General features: G+C 61.0%; 21 protein-coding genes. 5 read left to right on the top strand and 16 right to left on the bottom strand.

The features are described from left to right. Positions 1-13: 13 nt before the first annotated feature. On the bottom strand, positions 14-715 hold the full coding sequence (locus tag BLLJ_RS03010) for a PLP-dependent aminotransferase family protein (RefSeq protein ID WP_007051137.1): 702 nt from the start codon (positions 713-715) through the stop codon (positions 14-16). 222 nt (positions 716-937) lie between these two features. Between BLLJ_RS03010 and thrC the strand changes: the two genes are divergently transcribed. Then, positions 938-2428 carry a threonine synthase gene (gene thrC / locus BLLJ_RS03005; protein ID WP_013582477.1) on the top strand — a complete coding sequence of 497 codons (1491 nt, stop codon included), beginning with the start codon at positions 938-940 and terminating at the stop codon, positions 2426-2428. 519 nt (positions 2429-2947) lie between these two features. Beyond that, positions 2948-5734 carry a calcium-translocating P-type ATPase, PMCA-type gene (locus BLLJ_RS02995; protein WP_013582476.1) on the top strand — a complete coding sequence of 929 codons (2787 nt, stop codon included), beginning with the start codon at positions 2948-2950 and terminating at the stop codon, positions 5732-5734. 75 nt (positions 5735-5809) lie between these two features. Here the strand turns inward: BLLJ_RS02995 and BLLJ_RS02990 are convergent, their stop codons facing one another. The 7 genes from BLLJ_RS02990 to BLLJ_RS02960 all read right to left on the bottom strand — a co-directional run bounded on the left by BLLJ_RS02990 (position 5810) and on the right by BLLJ_RS02960 (position 12328). Then, positions 5810-6523 (bottom strand): ABC-2 transporter permease, encoded by a 714-nt coding sequence (locus BLLJ_RS02990; protein ID WP_013582475.1) that lies wholly within the window; start codon positions 6521-6523, stop codon positions 5810-5812. Positions 6524-6525: 2 nt separating this feature from the next. After that, positions 6526-7239 (bottom strand): ABC-2 transporter permease, encoded by a 714-nt coding sequence (locus BLLJ_RS02985; RefSeq protein WP_032740687.1) that lies wholly within the window; start codon positions 7237-7239, stop codon positions 6526-6528. A gap of 6 nt (positions 7240-7245) precedes the next feature. Next, entirely contained in the window at positions 7246-8166 is a 921-nt protein-coding gene (locus BLLJ_RS02980; protein ID WP_013582473.1) for an ABC transporter ATP-binding protein, read from the bottom strand. 21 nt (positions 8167-8187) lie between these two features. After that, a complete protein-coding gene (locus BLLJ_RS02975; RefSeq protein WP_007051144.1) occupies positions 8188-8562 on the bottom strand; it encodes a GntR family transcriptional regulator in 375 nt (124 codons plus the stop codon). A gap of 240 nt (positions 8563-8802) precedes the next feature. Beyond that, positions 8803-9450: an HAD family hydrolase gene (locus tag BLLJ_RS02970; protein WP_013582472.1), complete on the bottom strand. Its 648-nt coding sequence runs from the start codon at positions 9448-9450 to the stop codon at positions 8803-8805. Positions 9451-9479: 29 nt separating this feature from the next. Then, positions 9480-11306, bottom strand: a complete 1827-nt coding sequence (gene recN, locus BLLJ_RS02965; protein WP_013582471.1) for a DNA repair protein RecN — start codon at positions 11304-11306, stop codon at positions 9480-9482. Continuing rightward, complete coding sequence (locus BLLJ_RS02960) at positions 11306-12328, bottom strand: NAD kinase (RefSeq protein ID WP_013582470.1); 1023 nt, start codon at positions 12326-12328, stop codon at positions 11306-11308. Before BLLJ_RS02960 ends, recN begins: the two co-directional genes overlap by 1 nt. Before the next feature lie 246 nt (positions 12329-12574). Here BLLJ_RS02960 and BLLJ_RS02955 point away from each other — a divergent pair, with 246 nt between their 5' ends. The 3 genes from BLLJ_RS02955 (at position 12575) to BLLJ_RS02945 (ending at position 15568) form a co-directional block, all read left to right on the top strand. Continuing rightward, the gene (locus BLLJ_RS02955) at positions 12575-14041 is read left to right on the top strand and encodes a TrkH family potassium uptake protein (protein WP_007051148.1); all 1467 of its coding nucleotides are present in this window, start codon (positions 12575-12577) and stop codon (positions 14039-14041) included. Positions 14042-14091: 50 nt separating this feature from the next. Continuing rightward, a complete protein-coding gene (locus tag BLLJ_RS02950) occupies positions 14092-14754 on the top strand; it encodes a potassium channel family protein (RefSeq protein WP_013582469.1) in 663 nt (220 codons plus the stop codon). Positions 14755-14893: 139 nt separating this feature from the next. Next, positions 14894-15568 carry a hypothetical protein gene (locus BLLJ_RS02945; RefSeq protein WP_007053602.1) on the top strand — a complete coding sequence of 225 codons (675 nt, stop codon included), beginning with the start codon at positions 14894-14896 and terminating at the stop codon, positions 15566-15568. Here the strand turns inward: BLLJ_RS02945 and BLLJ_RS02940 are convergent. The 8 genes from BLLJ_RS02940 to BLLJ_RS02910 all read right to left on the bottom strand — a co-directional run bounded on the left by BLLJ_RS02940 (position 15550) and on the right by BLLJ_RS02910 (position 22707). Beyond that, positions 15550-16323, bottom strand: coding sequence for a TlyA family RNA methyltransferase (locus tag BLLJ_RS02940; protein ID WP_007051151.1), 774 nt, complete (start codon positions 16321-16323; stop codon positions 15550-15552). The two genes, BLLJ_RS02945 and BLLJ_RS02940, sit on opposite strands and share 19 nt — an antisense overlap. 105 nt (positions 16324-16428) lie before the next feature. Further along, complete coding sequence (locus BLLJ_RS11255) at positions 16429-16575, bottom strand: hypothetical protein (RefSeq protein ID WP_007051152.1); 147 nt, start codon at positions 16573-16575, stop codon at positions 16429-16431. Between the two features lie 4 nt (positions 16576-16579). Next, on the bottom strand, positions 16580-17620 hold the full coding sequence (locus BLLJ_RS02935; protein ID WP_007053603.1) for an HAD-IIA family hydrolase: 1041 nt from the start codon (positions 17618-17620) through the stop codon (positions 16580-16582). Between the two features lie 8 nt (positions 17621-17628). Beyond that, positions 17629-19416, bottom strand: coding sequence for a tetratricopeptide repeat protein (locus BLLJ_RS02930; RefSeq protein ID WP_011068271.1), 1788 nt, complete (start codon positions 19414-19416; stop codon positions 17629-17631). Between the two features lie 27 nt (positions 19417-19443). After that, positions 19444-20766, bottom strand: a complete 1323-nt coding sequence (gene tyrS, locus BLLJ_RS02925; RefSeq protein ID WP_007051155.1) for a tyrosine--tRNA ligase — start codon at positions 20764-20766, stop codon at positions 19444-19446. A gap of 125 nt (positions 20767-20891) precedes the next feature. Next, entirely contained in the window at positions 20892-21659 is a 768-nt protein-coding gene (locus tag BLLJ_RS02920) for a putative ABC transporter permease (protein WP_007051156.1), read from the bottom strand. After that, a complete protein-coding gene (locus BLLJ_RS02915; protein ID WP_007051157.1) occupies positions 21656-22189 on the bottom strand; it encodes an HD domain-containing protein in 534 nt (177 codons plus the stop codon). Before BLLJ_RS02915 ends, BLLJ_RS02920 begins: the two co-directional genes overlap by 4 nt. Before the next feature lie 161 nt (positions 22190-22350). Next, the gene (locus BLLJ_RS02910) at positions 22351-22707 is read right to left on the bottom strand and encodes a rhodanese-like domain-containing protein (protein WP_007051158.1); all 357 of its coding nucleotides are present in this window, start codon (positions 22705-22707) and stop codon (positions 22351-22353) included. Positions 22708-22756 lie beyond the last annotated feature (49 nt).

Raw genomic sequence — 22756 nt, 5'->3', positions numbered from 1 at the left:
CATCCGCAAAAAATCAGTGAATCTGGTCCAGGTCGGGGTAGAGCGGGAAGTCTTCGGCGAGCTTGTCGACGCGGGCCTTCAGCGCGGTCACGTCGGCGGACGGGCCGGCGGCGAGCGCGGTGCCGATGATGTCGGCCACCTCCTCGTATTCCTTCGGTCCGAAGCCGCGGGTGGCCAGGGCGGACGTGCCGATTCTCAGGCCCGAGGCCACCGAGGCCGGGCGCGGGTCGAAGGGCACGGTGTTGCGGTTGATGGTGATGCCGCAGGCGGCGAGCAGATCCTCGCCCTGCTGGCCGTCCATCTCGCTGTTGCGCAGGTCGACCATCACCAGATGCACATCGGTGCCGCCGGTCAGCACGGAGATGCCGTTGGCCTTGACGTCGTCGGCCAGTAGTCGTTCGGCAAGGATCTTGGCACCGTCGAGCGTGCGCTGGCGGATGATCTCCGGGTCGGTGCGGAAGGTCTCGGGGTTCACGCCGTACGCCTCGGCGTGGTAGAAACGGCCGGGGTAGCCTTCGGCGTATTTGTTGGTCAGCACGGAGCCCTGGCATTGCAGTACCGCTCGCGGCACGAAGTTCTCAGAGGCGATCATCTCAAGGCCACTGCGCTGGCGGCCCAGTTCGGAGTCCAGCAGTTCGGCGATCTCAGGATCGGTTTCGCAGATCGGCGCGTTGAAAGCATCGGTTGCCTTCTGCGCAAGGGGTGAAGCGGTCATGGGTGCTCTTTGGTATAAGCGACAATTGATTCGCCGTTGTCGCCTTACCGTATGGCCCGTTTGCAGCCGGCCTGTTTCATGATATGGCCGGTCCCCGTTCGATGGCAATGGTGATTTTCGCCGGTGCGACCGGTCGGTTATGCGAGACGGACGGCCCTTCTGCCCACGGCCCACGCTAGACTGATGTGGATTCATCATCCCTTTCAGGCAGAAGGATTCATCGTGACAACCACCTTCCATTCCACCCGTAGCACCACCGATTCGCTGACCGCCAAGCAGGCGATTCGTAAGGGCATCGCCGATGACGGCGGCCTGTTCGTTTCGGACGCGTTGGGCAAGACCAAGGTGGACGTGGCCTCCCTGCCGGGCAAGTCGTACCAGCAAATCGCCGCCGAGGTGCTGGGCGCGCTGCTGCCGGACTTCACGGCCGAGGAGCTGGGCCAGTGCATCGCCGACGCCTACGGCGAACAGTGGTCCGACGAGCGCATCACCCCGCTCAAGCCCCTGGGCGACGATTACGTGCTCGAACTGTTCAACGGCCCGACTTCCGCGTTCAAGGACGTGGCGCTGCAGATCCTGCCGCGCTTCATGGCGCACACCACGCCGGCCGATGGCGACGCGGACGAGAAGATCATGATCCTCACCGCCACCTCCGGCGACACCGGCAAGGCCGCGCTGGCCGGCTTCGCGGACGCCCCGGGCACCGCGATCACCGTCTTCTACCCGGAAGGCAAGGTCTCCCAGGTCCAGGAGCTGCAGATGACCACGCAGGCCGGCTCCAACGTGCAGGTGGCCGCCGTGGAAGGCAACTTCGACGACGCCCAGTCCGCGGTCAAGCGCATCTTCGGCGACCGCGCCCTGGCCGAGCGTCTCGCCGGCAATTCGCACGTGGTGCTTTCCTCCGCCAACTCCATCAACGTGGGCCGTCTGGTGCCGCAGGTCGTCTACTACTTCTCCGCTTACGCCCAACTGCTCGCCGACCAGGTGATCAACGTCGGCGATGAGGTCGAGTTTGTGGTCCCGACCGGCAACTTCGGCGATATCCTCGCCGGCTACTATGCCAAGCTGCTCGGTCTGCCGGTCAAGCACCTCGTGGTGGCTTCCGACAAGAACAACGTGCTGTTCGACTTCCTGACCACCGGTACCTACAACCGCCAGCGCCCGTTCTTCCAGACCATCTCCCCCTCGATGGACATCCTCATCTCCTCCAACCTGGAGCGCATGCTGTACTACTTGTCCGAGGGCGACACCCGTCTGATCTCCATGCTGATGAACGACCTCAACAAGTGGGGCACGTACGAGATCCCGGAAGAACTGCTGGCCAAGATTCGTCAGATCTTCGGCACCGGTTGGGCCGATGAGGATCAGGTACGCGAGTCCATCAAGCACTGTTGGGACGAGAACCACTACGTGATCGACCCGCACACCGCCTGCGGCTACTACCTGCTTGAGCAGATGCCGCGCGACCCGCTGACCCCGCGCGTGCTGCTCTCCACCGCCAGCCCCTACAAGTTCCCGCGCGTGGTGAACGAGGCATTGGGCTTCGACGCCACCGGCACCGACTTCGAGTGCATGGATGTGCTGGCCCACGAGACCGGCACCACCGCCCCGGCCGCCCTGCGTGGTCTTGAGACCGCCGACGTGCGGTTCAAGGACGTCGTGGCCATCGACGGCATGGAGGGCTACGTGGAGAAGGCCGCCCAGGCGCTGTGATAGTCCGCTGACGGCACTAACTGACAATTCCTAACCGATACATGCTTTACCAGCATGTATCGGTTTTTTGTTTTCTGATGTCACAAGTCGAAGGTCCAGGCATGTTCAAGCATGTCCGAGCCTTGTCACGCGCGGCTTTCTTGCGGCTTTTCACCTGCAACGAGCCAATGGCGTGTTGCTTGTTTTTTCTAGGAAGGCGGGAATCGCCATGCTGCCGGCGAACGGGAAAATCCATGTGGTTTGTTAGGTTCTGTTTCTGCAACTGAATAGTCCCATGAGGGAGTAGACAGCATTGCGGCGAAGGGCTCGGCCCAAACCGCAATGTGGCAAGTCAACATCGTGGCCGTCGGCAGTTCCGTTACGGTCTGGCTTTGCCTTAAATGACGAGACTCATGTACCGCGGAGTATGCGATACATGGTCGTCAACGATTCGTTTGGCTGCGTGCCGCCATGTTGCGCGGTACGCGAGTGATATTACGCGGGTTTCAGTGCGGTGTGTCAACCAAACGAGAGGAACATATGACCACGGCCAACGGGCAGACGCCCGCACCATTCATGCAGGATGCGCCAGCAGTCATCAGCACGCTGGACACCGATGCACATCAAGGCCTGACCAGCGAACAGGCCGCGCACAACCTGAACCAGTACGGTCCCAACGCCTTCACCAAGCCGAAGCCGGAATCGATGCTTTCCCGCATCGTCAAGACGGCCGCCGACCCGATGCTCATCATGCTTATGATCGCGGCGGCCATCACCCTGGGCGTCAACATCACCCGCGCCATGGCCGGCGGCCACGCCGACATTCTCGAATGCGTGGGCATCTTCTTCGCCATCGCCCTGTCCGTGACAATCACCGTGGTGATGGAGGGTCGCAGCGCCAAGGCATTCGAAGCGCTGAACGACATCAATGACGACACGACCGTCACCGTGGTGCGCGATGGCGAGGTCACGCTGGTGTCGCAGCGAGACATCACCATCGGCGATGTGCTGCAGATCAGCACCGGCGACAAGCTGCCGGCCGATGCGCGCCTCATCGAATCGAACGATCTGACCGCCGACGAATCCGCGCTCACCGGCGAAAGCGTGCCGAGTGCCAAAGCCACCGACGCCGTGTTCACCGACCCGAAGACCCCGGTGGCCGACCGCACGAACATGCTCTATTCCGGCTGCTTCGTGACCGCCGGCAATGGCCGTGCCGTGGTCACCGCCGTGGGCGACGACACCGAGTTCGGCAAGATCGCCCGCGAACTGCGCGCCGCCAACACCGGTATGACGCCGCTGCAGGAGAAGCTCGCGAAGCTCGGCAAGGTGATCGCCGTGGTGGGCTCGATTGTGGCCGCACTGGTGTTCGTGCTTCAGGTGGCCCGGTTCGTGGCTTCCGGCACCGCCTCGTTCGACACGATTTCCGAGGCGTTCATCACCTCCATAACGCTGATCGTGGCCGCCGTGCCCGAAGGCCTGCCGACCATCGTGGCCGCGTGCCTCGCGGTGAACATCATCAAAATGTCCAAGCAGAACGCGCTGGTCAAGAAGATGGTGGCGTGCGAGACCATCGGCTGCATCAACGTGATCTGCTCGGACAAAACCGGCACATTGACCCAGAACCGCATGACCGTGATCGAGGCGTACAATGCACCGGGCCGCGCCTTGGAGAAGCCCGAGCAGATCAGGAACCGCATGCTGCTGGAGAACTTCTGCGTCAACGGCACCGCCGACGTGACCTTCCCGGGCGCCACCGAAGCCGAGGCCGGCGCGATGCCGGAATTCATCGGCAACCCCACCGAATGCGCACTGTTGGTCGCCGCGCACAAGGCCGGACTCGACTACCGGATTCGCCGCGAGCGCGCGACGGTGCTCCACACGTATCCGTTCTCGTCGGAGACCAAGAGCATGACCACTGTGGTGCGTGACGGCGACGGCATTACCGTGTTCGCCAAAGGCAGCCCGGAGAAGATGCTCGACCTGTGCGCCGTCGACGCCAAGACGCGCGGCGAAATCGAACGGGAGATCGCGAAGTTCCAGGCGCAGTCCTGCCGAGTGCTCGGCTTCGCCCACCGCCATATTTCCGATAAGGACGCCGACACTGCGGCTCTCGATTACGCTGCCGACCGCGCCGGCTTGGAATCCGGCATGATGTTCGACGGCTTCGTGGCCATCGTGGATCCCCTGCGCGAGGATGTGCCCGGTGCCGTGGAGCGCTGCCGCAAGGCGGGCATCGAGCTCAAGATGCTCACCGGCGACAACATCGTGACCGCCACGGCCATCGCCAACGAACTCGGCATTCTGGACGAGCGGCATATCGCCGTCGAGGCGCGCCAGATCGAGGAAATGAGCGACGAGGAACTGTCCCGCGAAATCGGCCGCATCCGCGTGATCGCCCGCAGCACGCCGGTTATCAAGATGCGCGTGGTGAACGCTCTGAAAGCCCAGGGCAATGTGGTGGCGGTGACCGGCGACGGCATCAACGACGCGCCCGCCATCAAGAACGCGGACGTGGGCATCGCCATGGGCATCGCCGGCACCGAGGTGTCCAAGGAAGCCAGCGATATCGTGATGCTGGACGATTCCTTTGCCACCATTGTCAAGGCCGTGCACTGGGGCCGTGGCATTTACGAGAATTTCCAGCGATTCATCCAGTTCCAGCTCACCGTGAACCTGTCTTCGGTGGTCGTGGTACTCGCCTCGCTGTTCAGTGGTCTGGCCGCGCCGTTCACCGCATTGCAGCTGCTGTGGGTCAACATCATCATGGATGGCCCGCCCGCGCTGACGCTCGGTATGGAGCCGATTCGCGACAATCTTATGGACCGCAGGCCCACCCGCCGTGACGCCGGCATCGTCTCGCGCGGCATGCTGGAGCGCATCATCGTCTCCGGCGCGTTCATCGCCGTGGTGTTCATGGCGCAAAGCTGGACGAACTTCATGGGCGGCACCGCCGAACAGCAGTCGACCATTCTGTTCACGCTGTTCGTGGTATTCCAGCTGTTCAACGCCTTCAACAGCCGCGAGCTGGGCAACGCCAGCCTGTTCGCCAATCTGCTGCGCAATAAGGTGATGATCGGCGTGTTCGCGCTGATGTTCGCACTTCAGGTGCTAGTGGTGCAATTCGGCGGCGCGATGTTCCGCACCGTGCCGCTGCCGATCGACATGTGGCTGAAAATCATCGCGGTCGGTTTCGGCGTGGTGGTGCTGCAGGAAGTTATCAAGACCGTCAAGCGCGCAGCCGCCGCCATCCGCGCGCGCCGCACGGCCAATGAAAGCGATTCCCAGCAACCGCACCAGCCAATCGCTCTGGATCTGGTGGACTGATAACACACCGATAACGGAAAGAGACCGACAGATTCCTGTCGGTCTCTTTTCATTCGCGGTCGGACAAATGCGCGGCTAGAGTTCTTTGGCTCGGTAGATGCGGATGGCTATAAGCATGGAGCCAAAAAATGCGAGCAGACACAACACGGCGAGAACAAGCGCCGTATGCCACCAGATCGTCAGGAAATCGGCAATATTCAGCAATAGCCATTGCCAGTCGACAGGCAATCGAGCCAGCAGCGCAATGACGGCATACAAGCCAACCATGACCGCGCCAAAGGCCATCATCATCTTGCGGAATGTGAACCGGCATGCACAGGCCAGCAGCACCGACCCAAGAATGATAGCCAAAGCGAAGATGGAGGCACCTGATGCCAAGGCACCAATCCACCCCATATCTGCTATATCGCCAAAGATAATGAAGATGCCACCGCATATCACCACATCCAGAGCCCAGAGCAGGCCAACCACCAACAGAAAGAGGTACCGACCTACAACTTGCGCAGTGCGTGAAACAGGAATCAGCCCTCGCATGGCACTGTGCCCTGCAGATTCCTCGGATGCAGCAGGCCCCAATGCACTCATATATGCCATCACCGATGCCAGACCTCCGAGTCCGCCCATCAGACCACTGGCAACGTGTTCATCGACATGGGTCGATATCATCACCAGCGATACCACGATAGACAGCACCGGGAAAACCAGCAGAAACACCATATTCGCCACGCTGAACAGACCCGTCCCGACACAATCGAATCGACATTGCTTTACTACGGATTTCCAGCTCATCGTCACCACTCCCTTGAAGCAAATATGCGAGAGGCAATTACATACGAGATCCCATATGCCACAACCGTCGTTGTCAATACCGCAATAACCAGCCACAATCGTTGCGCGATGACGGCATTCGCGGCATGGGCCAATCCTCTGGTCACCGAAGCAGGCAAAATAGATAGCAGTATGGATCCAGCCAATACAACGACATAAATCACCATCATCGTGACTTGAAGACCGCCTAGTTTGGTCCACAGATAACCCGTGGGCACGATAAGCGCGATCATCAGCGCGGTGCAGAAACCTCCCAACGGCGCCGCCCACAGATTGCCCGCGAATGACCAATTCGGATTGACCAGCACTTGCAACCCGTCAATCAACACAATCATCGCTACCGACAATACGGAAATCACCAATCCAACCACATATCGCGCGGCCACCTGGTTCTTCCTTGAAGACGGAATAATGCCACGAAGCCGATATCCGTTCTGCAGGTCAGCAACAGCCATGGTGAGCACCCACATGGCGCAGGTGAATACCGTCATGATGACACCCATGCGATAGCCGAAACCATCACCATAAACTTCACCTTGAAAGATGGCGGAGAACAACGGTGCCAACAACAACGAGAACACAGTCTGTACGCCGACGCACAGGTAGGCCATATCGACGCGCAATGCAGTGGTCAATGCATGTTGCCGAGACCGCGGCACCCTCAGTATTGCCCCCATGACCGCTCACCTCCCGCTCAAGTCACGATTGGAATCATGGGCATTGGTCAAGCGAATGATGTCATCAATGGAAGCCGATTCAACGGCAAGCCCCGAAACCACCGACGCAACAGCATAAAGCCTGTCTGACCGGACCAGCGCATCGAATCCGGTGGCATACATATGTGAGCCCAGCACCACGTCCGCAGGCAGTTGTGCCAGTTCGTCTGGACCGCCCTTAATCAGGCGGAACGATTCCTCAAACTCGTCTTTCGGACCGGTGTAGTAGAGACGGCCATCGGTGATGTAGGTAATGAAGTCAGCGGCACGTTCGAGGTCGGCAGTGATATGGGTGCTGAACAGTACCGAATGTTCGCCATCCTCAATGTAGGCATGCAGGATATCCATGAGTTCGTCGCGGGCAAGCACATCGAGTCCGCTGGTCGGCTCGTCGAGAATCAGCAGTTTGGCGTCATGGCTCAATGCGATGGCGAGCATCAGCTTCATCTGCATACCGCGGGAAAGATCCTTGATATGTTTCTTGCCGTTCTGTGCGCCACCAAGGCCGAAAGTATCCAGATACTTGCGATAGCATCCACTGTCCCATGATGAATACAGTGGCGCGACGATACGTTCAATGTTCTTGACTTGCCACTGTTCACACAGGTAGCTGGAGTCGAATACCACGCCGAGTTGTTCCTTGACGGGCTCCTCGTCGGCGATGTTGTCGAGGCCGAGCACGTGAATCGAACCGGCGTCGCGGTGGATCATGTTGAGGATGAGTTTGATGAGGGTGGATTTGCCGGCGCCGTTCGGGCCGATCAGTCCCATGATGTAGCCCTTGGGCAGGTCGAAGGTCACGTCGTCCAGCGTGAAGCCGGAATCATAGTGTTTGGTGACGTCGGTGACCTGCAACGCCATCGCGTCGGATTCGGATATGGCGGTCATGGCCATGGTCCTTTCTTGAGGTTATTCCTTGCGGTATTCCTCTTCGAGCATGTGGCCCAATGCGTCCAGCGGAATGCCGGCGGCTTTGGCGCCCCGGCTTGCCTCGGCCAGGCTTTCGCGAATCTGGGTTTCGAGCTGACGTTGCATCAGTTCGTTGCCCTTGTCCATCACGAAAGTGCCTTTGCCTTGGATGTTCTGCACCACGCCCTCATCGGCCAGTTCGTTGTACGCCCTGGTGACGGTGAGTACGGAGATGCGCAACTCCTTGGCGAGTTTTCTCAGGGAAGGCAGGGCCTCGCCCGCCTTCAGCTCGCCGCCGAGCACCGCCGAACGGATTTGGGTTTTGATTTGCTCGTAGATGGGCTCACCGGACACGGATGAGATGATCAGTTTCATCTATGCCCCTTTCGGTTGTGGTTGACTAGCACCCCAGCTGTTTAGCTGTTATACAACACAGTATAACTGTTCTGCTTAACTGTCAAGGTGTGTTACATAACAGTTAAACGGTGAACAAACACCTCGCCAACTTATAGTGTCGAAACATGGGCCGTGCCTACAATGGCCTCGGAAAGGGGTACCTATGCCGAACAACGCCGTTCCGCCGACAGCCCCGCCAGCGGGGGCGTAACTTTTTTATCACAGCACGCGCGGGGCGTCGTGGAAGTCGAAGAGGACACCGTCGGCTAGGTGGCAGATTTCGGGCCAGTCGGAGGCGGAGGAGTCGTCGTGCATGGCCCAGACCTTCATGCCGACTGATTTGGCCGACTTCATGCCGACCAGCAGGTCTTCGAACACTGTGCAGTCGGCCGGTGCAGCACCCAGGCGCTTGGCGGCGAGCAGGTAGACGTCGGGCTGGTCCTTGCCGACGTCGTTCGCGTCATCGACGGAGACGATATCGTTGAACAAATCGAACATGCCGACGTGGCGTAGCGCCGGCTCACGCAGACGCGGGGGCAGCGAGGTGGCGACACCCAGTTTGACACCGGAGTCTTTCAGATCGCGCAGATAGTCAAGCGCGCCGGGTTTGGCTTCGACCGTGGTGGAATAGGCGACGCTGGCCATGTCGTCCCATTCCTGCATGAGCTCTTCGGGCGCGTCTGTAAGGCCGAAGCGTGCGATGGTGTATTCGGCGATCTGGCGGAATTGCATGGCGGAAACTTTGGTCATGTAGTCAGGCGGTACTTCGATTCCGCGCTTGTTCAGGAAGTCGATGTCGACTTGGTCCCAGACTCCCATGGAGTCTAGGAGGGTGCCATCGAGGTCGAATATGGCGGCCTTGGTCATTTGCTAATCTCCATCTTCTTCAACCACCCTCAGTCGCCTGCGGCGCCAGCTCGCGCCAGCGGGAGCGTAAGCCGAGAATCGGATAGGAGTTCTCGGGCGTGGTCCAGGGAGGCTTCGGATTCGCTGCCGGAGAGCATGCGGGCGATTTCATGGACGCGGGTTTCGCCGCTGACTTCGGCGATGGTGGTGACCACGCCCAAATCGTCGTCATCGGCATCCGGCGGCTCCTTGGTGACCACGAACTGCGCGTCCGCCCACGAGGCGACCTGCGCCAAGTGGGTGACGACGATGACCTGCGCGCTGCGGGCCAGCCGTGCCAGACGTTTGCCCAGTTCGACCGCGGCCTTGCCACCCACGCCGGCGTCAACCTCGTCGAAGATGAAGGTCTGGTCGGCACCGCCGCGCGTGTCGGCGGCCACCAGCTCCAAGGCCAGCATCAGTCGGCTCAGTTCACCGCCCGAAGCGCTTTTGCCCATCGGCAACTGCGGCGACCCCTCGAACGGCGTAAACAGGAACGCGATATCGTCGCGACCATACGGGCCGAGCGGATCATCGGCCTTGTCTCGCGGCGTGACGCGCACTTCCAAGGAGGCGCCCAGCATGGCGAGCGAACCGAGTTCTTCAGTGACGCGCGCGCCCAAGTCGGCAGCGGCAGCCACGCGCGCGGCGCTCAGCACGTCGGCGGCGGCGAGGGCCGCATCGTACAGCGTCTGCCGTTCGGATTCGAGTTCGGCGACCTTTTCCGGCGAGGCGTCCAGATCCTCCAGATCGAACGCCGCCTTGTCCCGCCAAGCGAGCACGTCGGCCAAGGTGGGGCCCCACCGACGGGTGAGGTCGCCAAGCTCGTGGATACGGCCGTTGATCTGGTCCAGATCCTCCACGCTGCCTTCGTCGCCCAGCTCCTGGCTCAGGGCGAACACCACGTCGCCCAAATCGGCATTGATGGATTCAAGCCGATCGGCCTGCTCTGCGAACGTGCCGCCGACGCGAATCGCGCGCAACGAGGTCACCGCATGATTGATGAGTTCCACGGCCGAAGCGCCGTCGGCGGCGTCCACATCCACCTGCGAGGCATCCAGCGCGCCCAGCGCCGAACCCACGCCTTGGGCGATGTCGGCCGCGTTTTCGATGCGTTCGCGGCGCGCCTTCAGCTCCTCATCCTCCCCCGGCTGCGGGTCGATTCGGTTGATGCGGTCGATGGATTCGCGCAGGTAGTCGGCCTGTTGGCGGGCAGAGGATTCCTGCGAGCGCAGGCGTTCCAGCCGCTCATCCATGGCGGCCAGCGCATCCCACGCCTTGCGGTAGGCGGCCAGTTCGGCTTCGTCTCCGGCCACCCGGTCCAGAAACTCGCGTTGCCGTGAGGAGGCCGCGATTTTCAGCTGATCGGTCTGGCCATGAATGGTAACCAGTTCGCCGGCGATGGCCCCCAGCACCGAACGCGGTACGGACTTGCCGCCGAGCACAGCCCGCGAACGTCCGGAAGCGCGTACGGTGCGGGAAAGGAACAGTTCGCCGTCTTCGGGGTCGACGCCCGCGTCATGGGCCTTGGCCACGGCCGCGGCAGCACCGGTGAACCCACTGTCGGCATCGCCAGAACCGGCATCGTTGGTGTCGCCGGAATGTTCAGATGCGACGGCATCATCCGAGAGCGCGAAAATCGCCTGGGCCCAAGCCTCGTCCGCCCCGGCCGAGACGCGCGAGGATTCGGCGGCCCCGCCGGAGACCAGTCGGATCGCGGAGAGCAGCATGGATTTGCCGGCACCGGTCTCACCGGTGATGGCGGTCATGCCTGCGGCCGGCGCAATGGTGGCTTCTCGAATCGGCCCCAGATTGCGGATATCGAGTTCTTCGAGCATCAGGATCCTGCCTTGCCGTCACGTTCGCCCGGCTTGTCGGGCTCGGTACCAGCGACGCCAGCGTCACCGGCAACGGCAACGCCAGCCGCATACGCGGCCGCCGGGAACGTGTGCCCGTGATGCAGCGACTGGCTCGAGGCCTCGTTGCGCGCGTGCTCGCGCCAACCGACCACGGGCAGATCGAACTTGGAGACCAGACGGTTGGTGAACGGCACGCCGGAGAGTCGGGCGAGGCGCAAGGTATCGCGCGATTCGCGCACCATGACGCGCGTACCCTGCGGCAGGGCGCGCTGACGGCGTCCATCGCAGCAAATCCAGCCTTCGGACATGGAATCGTCCAGAATATCGATGGTGAAGGTCGAGCCGGAGCCGATGATCAGCGGCCTGGCGAACAGGGCGTGCGCGGCCAACGGAATCAACTGCAGGGCCTTGACGTTCGGCCACATGACCGGACCGCCCGCGGAGAAGGCGTAGGCGGTGGAACCGGTGGGCGTGGAGACGATGACGCCGTCCGCGCCGAACGAGTTCATCTCCACATCGTCCACGCGGATGGACAGTTCGACCATCTTGCCCCGGTCGGCGCGTTCCAGTGTGATGTCGTTCAGCGCCCAATCCTCAATGGGCTTGGTGGCGCCGGGCAGCCAGACGTCCACATGGGCGATCATGCGTTCGTCGATCGAATAGTCGTGGGTGGCGATCCGGCGGATCGCCTCGTCGATCTGGAAGCTTTCGAATTCGGCCAGGAAGCCGACATGCCCCATGTTCACGCCGAGAATCGGCACCTGGGTGCAGTGGACGAGTTCGGCGGCGCGCAGTATCGTGCCGTCGCCGCCCAGGACCACGACGATTTCGGTGTCGTCCGATACGCACGGCGGCTGCACGCCGAAATCGGGGGCCTCGGTGTTGTCGATGATGGTGACTTCGAAACCGGCCACTCGCAGCTGGCTCACCGCCTCGGCCACTACGGTTCCGGTCTGCCTGAGCCTGGTATGCGTCACCACCACCGCGTTGCGCTTGGCCATGGCATCCTCCTGTCGATTCGGTCGCACTGCTCATTATTCTAGCCGCAGACACCGTCATCAGTCGTACAGGTGTTCGAAAAATGCTGCTTCGTGGCGCGTCGCCGGCAACGTTCCACAGAGTCGATTATCGTAAGGCTTCGGCATACAATGGCGTACAGCCGCGCAATCACCGTACGCGTGCCGTGCGCAGCGCGATGGCATGCCGTATGACCGTACAGCAGTATCAGTTGAGGAGCTTGAGGACCCATGGCCAATGACTTCGACGAATCCTCCGCCAATGAGGAGGCCTCGAAGGGACTGTCATGGTGGTATTCAGCCGATGTACTGAGCCGAGACAAAAGCGATAAAACCGCCAAGCGCATTCGACGTATCAGCATCACCGACCGTCTGCTCAGGCACCCGGGCCGTCTGTCCATGGTGTATTTCGGCGCACTGATCATCATCGTCACCGGTTTGCTGCTGCTGCCGATCTCCACATCGGACATCATCTTCACCAATTTCCCGATCGCGTTCTTCACCGCCGTCTCGGCCCTGTCCACCTGCGGCATTCCGGTGGTGAACACCGGCGAATACTGGTCGATGTTCGGCCAGGTCGTCGTCCTGTTCTCCATCCAGTTCGGCGGTCTGGGAGTCATGACCTTCGCCTCGATGGTGGCTCTTGGCGTTTCCCGCAGACTCAAGGTCTCCCAGCGTATGCTCACCGCGAACGAGCTGGGCACCACGAAGCTTTCCGAGGTCAAAGGCGTGCTCACCGTGGTGCTGGGCACCTCCATCATCGCCGAGGTGCTGACCTTCGTGCTGCTGCTGCCCGACCTGTTCCGCGTGAACCATGGCAATATGGGGCGTACCTTGTGGCAGGCGCTGTTCTACGCGGTGTCGGCCTATAACAACACCGGTTTCACGCCGGATGCCACTGGTCTGCATGTGAACCGTTGGGGCGTGGGGCTGCCGATTCTCATCAGTGCATTCATCGGAACGCTCGGCTTCCCCGTGGTGCTGAATCTGGTGCAGTGCGCACGCCGGCGGCTCAGCCCGAAACGTTGGACATTGCACACCAAACTCACTTTGGTGACCACCGCTGTGCTGGTGGCCACCTCACTGGCTTGGTTCCTGCTGGTCGAGTGGAGCAATACCGGCCTGTTCCCCGCAGATGACCCCGGCATGAAGATGCGCCGTGCGATGAGCGCCGCCGTCATGCCCCGCTCCGCCGGTTTCGATATTTCCTGGGTGCCCGAAGTCACGAATGAGACCAAGGTGTTCATGAGCATACTCATGTTCATCGGCGCAGGTTCCTCATCCACCGCTGGCGGCATCCGTGTCACCACGTTCGCGGTGATTCTCTTGATTTGCCGCGCCGCATTCACCGGCCATCGCGATGTCACCGTGTTCCGCCGCCGTATCCCCCGCCGTATTCAGATGACCGCCGTGTCCGTGACCACGGCCTGCTTTGCGTTGGTTATGGTCGGTGCGATGATGCTGATGTTCACCACCGGCTGCGCGTTCGTGGACGCCGTGTTCGAAGCCTGCTCGGCCTTCTCGTTGGGCGGTTATTCGGTGGGCGTGGCAAGCGCCGGCAATCCGGCCAGCCTGTTTATTCTGTCCGCCGAGATGATTGTCGGACGACTTGGCCCGTTGACCATCGCCTACTCCATCAGCCGACCGATGGCTCCCGAACCTATTCGTTATCCGCAGGAAAACATTATCGTTGGCTGATCGGCCATTCAATCGGCGCCCAGCAATCTGACATAGAGAGGACCATCATCATGGCAGCAAAACCGAGCGGCAACAAAAGCGTGCTGGTCATCGGCTTGGGCCGTTTCGGCGGGTCCGTGGCCGCCACCCTCGACCAGATGGGTCAGGATGTGCTCGCAGTGGACAAGAACCCGGAGCTTGTGGCCCGTTGGTCCGCGCATCTGCCCACCATTCAGGCCGACATGACCGATGTGCTGGCCATCGAGCAGATCGACGCCGCCCAGTTCGACACGGCCGTCGTGGCCATCGGCGACAGCATCGAGGCTTCGGTGATCATCACCGGCAACCTGCTGGACGCCGGCGTTTCCGATCTGTGGACCAAGTCCGTGTCCCAGGAGCATGCGCGCATTCTGCAGCGCATCGGCGCCCGTCACATCATCAATGCGGAGACCGATGCCGGCAAGCGCGTGGGTCATCTGGTGGCCGGCAATTATCTGGATTACATCGAAATCGACGGGCCGTACACCGTCGTCAAGATCCACACGCCCCTGTACGCGGTAGGCCGCAGCATCGAGGACGTGCAGGTGCACGGCAAATACGGCGTGACCGTGGTGGGCCTCAAGGCCCCAGGCAAGGAGTTCCAGTACGGCTCCAAGGAACTGGTCATGCATCGCAACGACGAACTCATCCTCATGGGCAAGCAGGATCAGATCGACCACTTCATCCAAGGCTAGCCCCCCCTAACTGCGCTCGCTATACCCCCTATCTGCTCACATCGTGACCGATATAACCCCCTCAACATGGATGCGCTCATTATTGTGGCAATAAGCCATAAAGCTGTACGTCCATATTAATAAGGGGAGTTTTATCATCATGGGCAAGCATACGCAGAATTGCACGCTGATAGGCAAAGGAGTCTACGGCACCATAGGAGTGGACCAACGTTCCCGTCTTGCCGATGGCGCGCATTTTCACACCATGATTGTGACCAGCACCCTCGAGGCCTCAGTTATAGAAGGGGACAAACTGGTCATCAAAAGTGGCATTGTGCGGTGTGATGGTGATATTCGCGTATCCAGCATCAGCGGCAGCGGCGACATCGAAGTCGGCGGCGACATTATTTGCGATGAAATAACCTTTACCGGCAAACTACGATGCAACGGCGATATCGTTTGTTCCGGAAATCTGTCCGTCAATGGCTCCCTAGGCACCCGTCATATTAGCGGTCAGACAGTCCGCTTGAACGGCGTGTTGAAGGGTCATGACGTCAACAGCAGGGCTCTGGAAGTTCATCCACTCCGCAGTACGATGTTTTCCCGTTTTGATATGGATGGGTATGAGGATGGCAGCACGGTTCGCCATATCACAGCCGTCACGGTTGAAGCCAACCATCTGCAATGCCGGACTTTGACGGCGGACTCCGCCATGCTACGCAACGGCAGTGCGGTGGAAAGCGCCACGTGTGCCACCGCACTAGGCATCGACCGTACCTCCAGCGTGCTGCTGGTGAACGGAGACTGCCAACGCATTCATCTCAAGACAGCGTAAAGCAGGTATTCCTCATTACCGTGGGTGCCGATGATGGGACTATCGGCAGTGGCCACCACGTCAAGTCCGTGCTGTTCAGCACAGGCGACCACGTCGTGTAATGCCCGCTCCCGCAATGCCGGATCTTCAACGATGCCGTTTTTGCCGAGTCCTGCCCGGCCGACCTCGAACTGCGGTTTGACCAGTAACACAATCTGCGCACCGGGAGCCGCGATGCGCGCGATTACCGGGATCACATAGGTCAGGGAAATAAAGGAGACGTCGGAAACGATCATCGCCGGCCGGTAAGGCAGGTCGTCGGCCTCTACTTCGCGAATGTTGACGCCGCTCATTTCGATGACGTGCTCGTCATTGGCGATGCGCGGGTCGAGCTGGCCGTGCCCAACGTCGAGCGCTACGACTTTGGCCGCTCCCCCGCGCAACAGTACGTCGGTGAAGCCACCGGTGGAGGCACCGATATCCAGACATTCCAAGCCTTCCGGCCCGGTAAGGCCATTGCCGGCAAAGGTTTCGAACGCGCCCAAGAGTTTGTAAGCGCCTCGGGAGACGTAGTCGTCGCCCTTATCCACGGCGAGTTCGCTGTGCCCGGCTTTGACCATGAACGATGGCTTGGTGATGGTCTCGCCGTCCACGCGCACATGCCCGGCCTTGATGAGTCGCTGCGCTTTGGCCCGCGATTCGACCAGTCCCGAAGCCACGAGCATCATGTCAAGTCGGTCAAGTGGAGTCGCGGGATCGATATGCTGCTCGGTCATATATCTTCCTTTCGGCCCACCATCCACCAACGGGGTGGCTCGGCATGGAGCCACCATCCAGCACTTCACGTCATCTTCCGCTGGCGGGAGAATGAATCACCTCTGCTAGCTGCGGCTGTTATCAAGCTCGTGTTGTAAGGATTCCAGCACGTTGCGATAGGTCTCAAGCTTGCGGTCGTTGTCTTGTTCATCGATATCCGCAAGTTCGGGGTATCGCTCGGTGACCGGCGCATGTTCGCTATCCGTAGGCATAGGACTATGCCTCGATGGCGAACACCGGTACCGTGGCCTCGCTAAGCTGTGCGCCTTGGTCGGCGGCTTCCCATGCGGCGCATACGGCGGCGCGCAGGCCGTCCATACTGGTGGGGTCGCTGACGTGTACCTGGCCGTTTTCAAACCAAGCGCTAGCCTTGCGGCATTCCCAAGTACCGCTCTCATCGCGGACCGGCTCCGGTTGGGCTTCGCCGAGTTCACGCAGATCAGGGGCGATGAATGTGGGCCTCAGGTGTGACGGAGCCAGCATCAGTTCGGTCGGGTTGGTGACACCGGTCAGCACCGCCAGCGAATCGTAGTCGCCGCGGTTACCGGCCTCGATATCGGTGTCGAGGCGGTCGCCAATGGCGATGGACGCCTCCTTGGGCACCAAATCGTGGCCTTCGGCGGCGTTCAGTTCGCGGGCCTCATCGTACATGTACGCTTCCGGCTTGCCAGCGGAGGCGACCGGTTCGACGCCGGTGGCCGTGATCACGGCGCGAATCATCGATCCGCAACCGGGGGCGATGCCCAGTTCACGAGGAATCGTTAGGTCGCGGTTGGTCACGAAATACGTGGCTCCGGCCTCGACCGCGAACGCGGCATCGGCCATCATCTGCCAAGTCATATCCGGATACCAGCCCTGAATGACGGCCTGCGGGCGGTCCTGAGGACCGTCCACGATGGTCAGGCCGTTGCGGGTGACCTCATCGCGCAAATGCTCGGCGCCCAATACCTGTACGCGCGCGCCGGCGGGCAACGCCTTGGCCACCATACGGGCGGCCACCACCGAAGAGGTGATGACCTGCCACGGCTCCACGTCCAAGCCGAAGCCCTTGAGCTGGTCGGCCACCACGTGCTGGAAGCGCGAGGAGTTGTTCGTGGTGTATTCGATGGTCATACCGGCGGCTTCGGCCGCACGAATGGAATCGGCCGCGTATTCGACCGGATTCTTGCCGCGATACACCACGCCGTCGAGGTCCAGCAGCGCAAGCTGATAGGCCTCGGCGAGCGGGCGATCGGTGCCTTTGAGGAAACGGGTCATTACGCCGTTCACTCCTCGGTTTCGGTTTCGGTTTCGGGTTCGGTGGAGTCGGAGTCGGCGGATTCGGCGGAATCGTCAGCCTCGGCGTCATTGGCGGAATCGGTCTCGGTCTCGTCGGCCTCATCAGACTCGGCATCACCGTCTTCAGCCTCGTCATCCTCATCGCCGTATTCCTGCTCCGGATCCGGGGCGTACTGCGCCTCATCCGGATCGATGCCGAGCTTTTCGAGCACGTCGGAGTCGTCGGTGATGTCTTCGAGATCGTGATCGATCACCACGTCGTCGCTGTTTTCGTCAATCTCCTCGTCGGCATACTGGTCCTCAAGACGGTCCAGCAGGTCGTTGAGCTGCTCGGCTTCCTTGCTGCGGCCGGCCTCTTCAAGGAAGTACTGCTCGGCCTGCACGGCACGCATGCGGTACTCACCCGGCAGCCCCTGGGAACGGCCGACGGTGTGAACCACTTCAATGGCCTTGTCCCACATCTCCAAATCGCCAAGGGCACCGGCGTACACCAGGAACATCTCGACCTTGGGAGCGCCATGCAGCTGCTTGCCCTCATCGGACAGCGCCAGTTCCACGGCCTTCTTCGGCTCTCCGACGCCACGCTCGCAGTCAGCGATGAACGGCAGGTAGTCGAGGAAGCCGTTCATACGGTAGGCGGTGCGGAACTCACGCAGGGCCAGCTTGTAGTCGCCCTGACGGTAGGCCACGAACGCAAGCGTCTCGCGGGCGAAGTCGATGCGGGAGGCCTGACGGGCCACCCACTTGGCGTGCTCCAAGGCAAGTTCGGGGTCGCTCTCCTCCAGCGCGAAAGCGGCGAGGATGTGCAGACCAATGTTCTCCGCGTGCTCCTTGGACAGGCCGCGCAGACGTTCGCGCTCATCCTTGGACAGCATCGACCATTCCATGCCCTTGGGCATCTTGGGCTCGTCGGGACGACGGTCGGTGTACGGGTTCTGCGAGGGGAAGCTCATCGTGCCGTCGGAGTTACGGCGCGGGCGCCTCATGTATTCAGAGCGCTTCTCCTCACGGTACTGGCGCTTCTCTTCCTGCGAAAACTCGCGGAATTCGCCGTCACGACGGTTGTTGTCGCGGCGATCGTCACGGCGGAAGTCACGACGATCATCGCGGCGGTCGTCCCTGCGGAAGTTGCGGCGGTCGCCATCACGGCGATCGTCGTCGCGACGGAAGTTGCGACGCTCACCATCGCGGCGGAAATCACGACGATCGTTATCCCTGCGGTCATCGCGACGGAAGTCACGACGGTCATTGTCACGACGGAAGTCACGACGGTCCCCATCGCGACGGTCGTCCCTACGGAAATCTCGGCGGTCGTCGTTGCGGCGGAAGCTGCGACGCTCACCATCGCGGCGGAAATCACGACGATCGTTATCACGGTGCTGGTAGCGCGGATTCTCGCCGTTCTCGCCTTCGTGGGAACGGTAGCCGCCTTCGCGGCGCGGCTTGAAGCCTTCGCCGTCACGGCGCGGACCATTGCCGCGGTAACCGCCCTTGCCGCCGAAGCCGGAGCGGCCGCCCTTGTGGAAGCCGCCGGACTTGCCGTACGACTTGCGGTAGCCGCCGTGGCCCTCGCCATCACCGTCACGGCGCGGCGCGTAGCCCTCGCCATCCTCACGGCGACGCGGCTTGAAACCCTCACCATCATGACGCGGCTTGAAACCGCCCTTGCCGCGCGGCTTGAAACCCTTGCCGCCGCGGTTGCCCGGTCGGCGATCGCCATACCCCTTATGGCCGCCGCCGTAAGACTTGCCGGAACGCTCGTTACCTTCTGCCATTACTTGTTTTCCTTAATTCGTTGTTGATTAACGGTTTTCCACGGCGCCGAGCGCCTTCTTGCCACGACGGATAAGCGCGAAGCGGCCTGCCAGGAAGTCGGCTTCGGCCAGCACCTGCTCCTCATCCTCGATACGGTTGTTGTTGAGATACACGCCACCGGACTTGATGGCGCGGCGTGCCTCGGAAGCGGACTTGAACAGTCCGGCAGCCTGGGCGGCGTCGATTACGCGATCGCCGGGCTTGGAGACGGGGAAGACGTGCTCGCCGTTCTCGTCGACCACCTTGAAACCGTCGAGCACGGATTCCAGCGTTTCCTCGTCGATGTCTTCGAGGTTGCCACCGCGGCCGAACAGCGCACCGGAAGCATCGATGGCAGCCTGGGTAGCGGCCTCGCCATGCACGAAGCTGGTGACCTCCCAGGCAAGGGTCTTCTGGGCCTCGCGCTTGCCGGGGTTGGTCTTGGATTCCTCGACCAGTCGTTCGATTTCGGCCTTGGGCAGGAAGGTGAACGCCTTCAGCAGGCTTTCCATCTCCACGTCCGGGCGGTTGATCCAGAACTGGTAGAACTTGTACGGGCTGAGCATCGTGGCGTCGAGCCAGACGGCGTTGCCCTCGGACTTGCCGAACTTCTTGCCGGAAGCATCGGTGATAATCGGGCTGGTGAACACGTTGACGTCCACACCGCGCACCTTGTGGATCAGGTCCAGGCCGGAGGTGAGGTTGCCCCACTGGTCGGAGCCGCCGAGTTCCAGCGTGCAGTGGTATTCGTCAAACAGGTGGAGGAAGTCGTTGCCCTGCAGCACCTGGTAGCTGAACTCGGTGAAGGAGATGCCTTCCTCAGAGTTCAGGCGGCGGGCGACCGTGTCCTTGGCGAGCATGGTGCCCAGACGGAAGTTCTTGCCGACGTCACGCAGGAAGTCGATGACGGTCATCGAGGCGGTCCAATCGTAATTGGACACGAAACGTACGGCGTTCGCGCCTTCGGTGTCCAGAATGCCGCCGATCTGATTCTTCAGGCGATCGGCCCAGCCGGCCACCACGTCCTTCGGGTTAAGCGTACGTTCGCCGGACTGGCGCGGGTCGCCGATGAGTCCGGTGGCGCCACCGACCAAAGCGATCGGATGATGGCCCGCAAGCTGCAGGTGACGCATGTTGATGAGCTGCACGAGGTTGCCGATATGCAACGATGCAGCGGTGGGATCGAAGCCACAATAATAGGTGATGGGCTCGCCGTTCAGTGCTTCTGCGAGTCGATCCCGGTCCGTGGACTGGGAAATCAACCCGCGCCATTCCAGTTCCTCAAGCAGGGTGTTGAAACCCGCTTCCTTGAAGTCGGTGACGTGAGCCATAGCTTGTCGCTTCTCCCTATCGAATTGTGAATAAGACTGCCCAATTGGGCACAGTCAAGTTTCGCAGAACATGGCGACAGTGCCGGACACCAGCCGAGCCGCGCGATTCAGTAAAACGCCTTATTCTAGCGGCGCGGGCCCATAAGTTCGCGCAAAGAGTCGATGATGTCCTGACGATCCGGCACCTGGAACTTCGGGAAGGACTTGAGCATACGCTTCTGCTGTGCGTTGATGACGCCATTGACGGCCCAGCGCAGACGCTCAACCGTATCCTGCGAAAGCTCACGCATCCTGTCGGATACCGCACTGGAGCCCCACTGCCACGTGCCACCGGCGCGTGCCGCCACATCCTGCACCACCTGAGAGACGGAATCGAGCACCCGCTCGAATTCGAGCATGCCCGCAACCGTGACCGCCAAGTCGATGATGGTGATCAGGGCCAGTACCGTGACCAGCGTATGCAGCATCGGCAGCGGAATCATATCCGTGACCCGCTCGACATATGGCTGCGAACCAAGTACCACGCCCACGCCGCCGAGGCCGAAAATCAACGCGCCCAGCAGGCAGACGCGGCCTTGGAGGTTGAAGCGGAAGTTCGAGTAATCCCACCAGCGGGCGTGGAACAGCTGCTCCATGACCCACGAGGTTGTGTATTCGAGTATCGTGGCGCCCACCATCGAAATCAGGAAGATGATGATCGGGTTATGTACGTTGCCGAGAATGGCGACGCCGAGTATCGCGCCGGTGCCGTAGATCGGGCACAGCGGGCCGTTGAGGAACCCTCGGTTGACCAAGCGGTGCTGTTGGCAGGAGACGAGAATGGACTCGTACATCCAGCCGACGAAACTGTAGAACAGAAACCAGAGGAAATAATGTTCGAGTGTGATGATCATCGACGGGCTTCGATCTCGGCGTAAGGCTTCGCGGCGGGCAACGCGCGCTTGTTGAACCGGTCGAACGAGAAGGTCTCGGCGGTGGCGGAGCATTTGTCCGCCAAGGTGACCAGATAGCCTTCGATATAGCGCGGCGGCACCGGGGTCATCGGGAACATGTGGTTCTCGATGCTGTTGCGTTCGATATCGTTGAGCTTGAAGTCCTTCAGGGCATTGACCAGGGCGGCGTGGCCATGGGTGAAGCCATGCCACTGGTGTTCGCCGTTATCCCAGTCGTGCCAGTCGTACAGGAAGTAATCGTGCAGGAGGGCCGCGCGAATCAGGGATTTGAGGTCGACGCGGTACCACAGGTGTGCGCGGTCGGCCATCCACACAGCCAGGCAGGCGACACGCACGGAATGTTCGAACGTGGTGACATTGCCGTGCTGGTAGCAGCAGCGTTCGATCTGCATGTGGCGATGCTCGATGACCTCACGGCCGTGCTTGGCGACCAGGCGTTGAATCTGCGTTCGGGTGAGCAGATGTCCCACGATTTTCGGTCCTTCCCGTTTTGGGTTGGTTCAGTGCAATCCCCTGTTGTGAATTACGATTACCCGGCGATATTCAAGAATCCATCGAGTAATACCGTGACCGATTGTAGGGCACAAATATGTCCGTGCACACTCATCCAAAAGAACGACAACGGGAACCGTTAATCGTGGTGGGTTTCAAGATAGTCGAGATAACCTTGAAAACCGCCATCGAGGCTTGCTACATCGTAGCCGCGATCGGCAAGGATTTCAGCTACTTCCTCGCTCCACCATCCTTGAGCACAATAGACTACGACAGTTCGATCTGTGGGCACGGTTTTGAGCACATGGGCCAGAGGGTCGAGTGGTGCATTGATGGCACCTTCGACCGGGTGGGCGGCGAAGTCGGCTGGTTCCCTCAAGTCGAGCAGCGTGACCGTATTCGGGTCGAGCTTGGCAAATTCCGCCGGCGTGATGCGGCGGTACGATGCTTCACTGCTCTCATCGTCATCGACCGCATTATGCAAAGCAATAGGCATGTTCTTCCCCTCTCGTTCTGATCTTGGCACCCCTCAAGGAGGGGCACCA

The sequence above is a fragment of the Bifidobacterium longum subsp. longum JCM 1217 genome, from assembly GCF_000196555.1.
GTDB lineage: Bacteria > Actinomycetota > Actinomycetes > Actinomycetales > Bifidobacteriaceae > Bifidobacterium > Bifidobacterium longum.
Note: the sequence above shows the minus strand (reverse complement) of the source record. Positions and strands in the feature narration are given on the sequence as shown.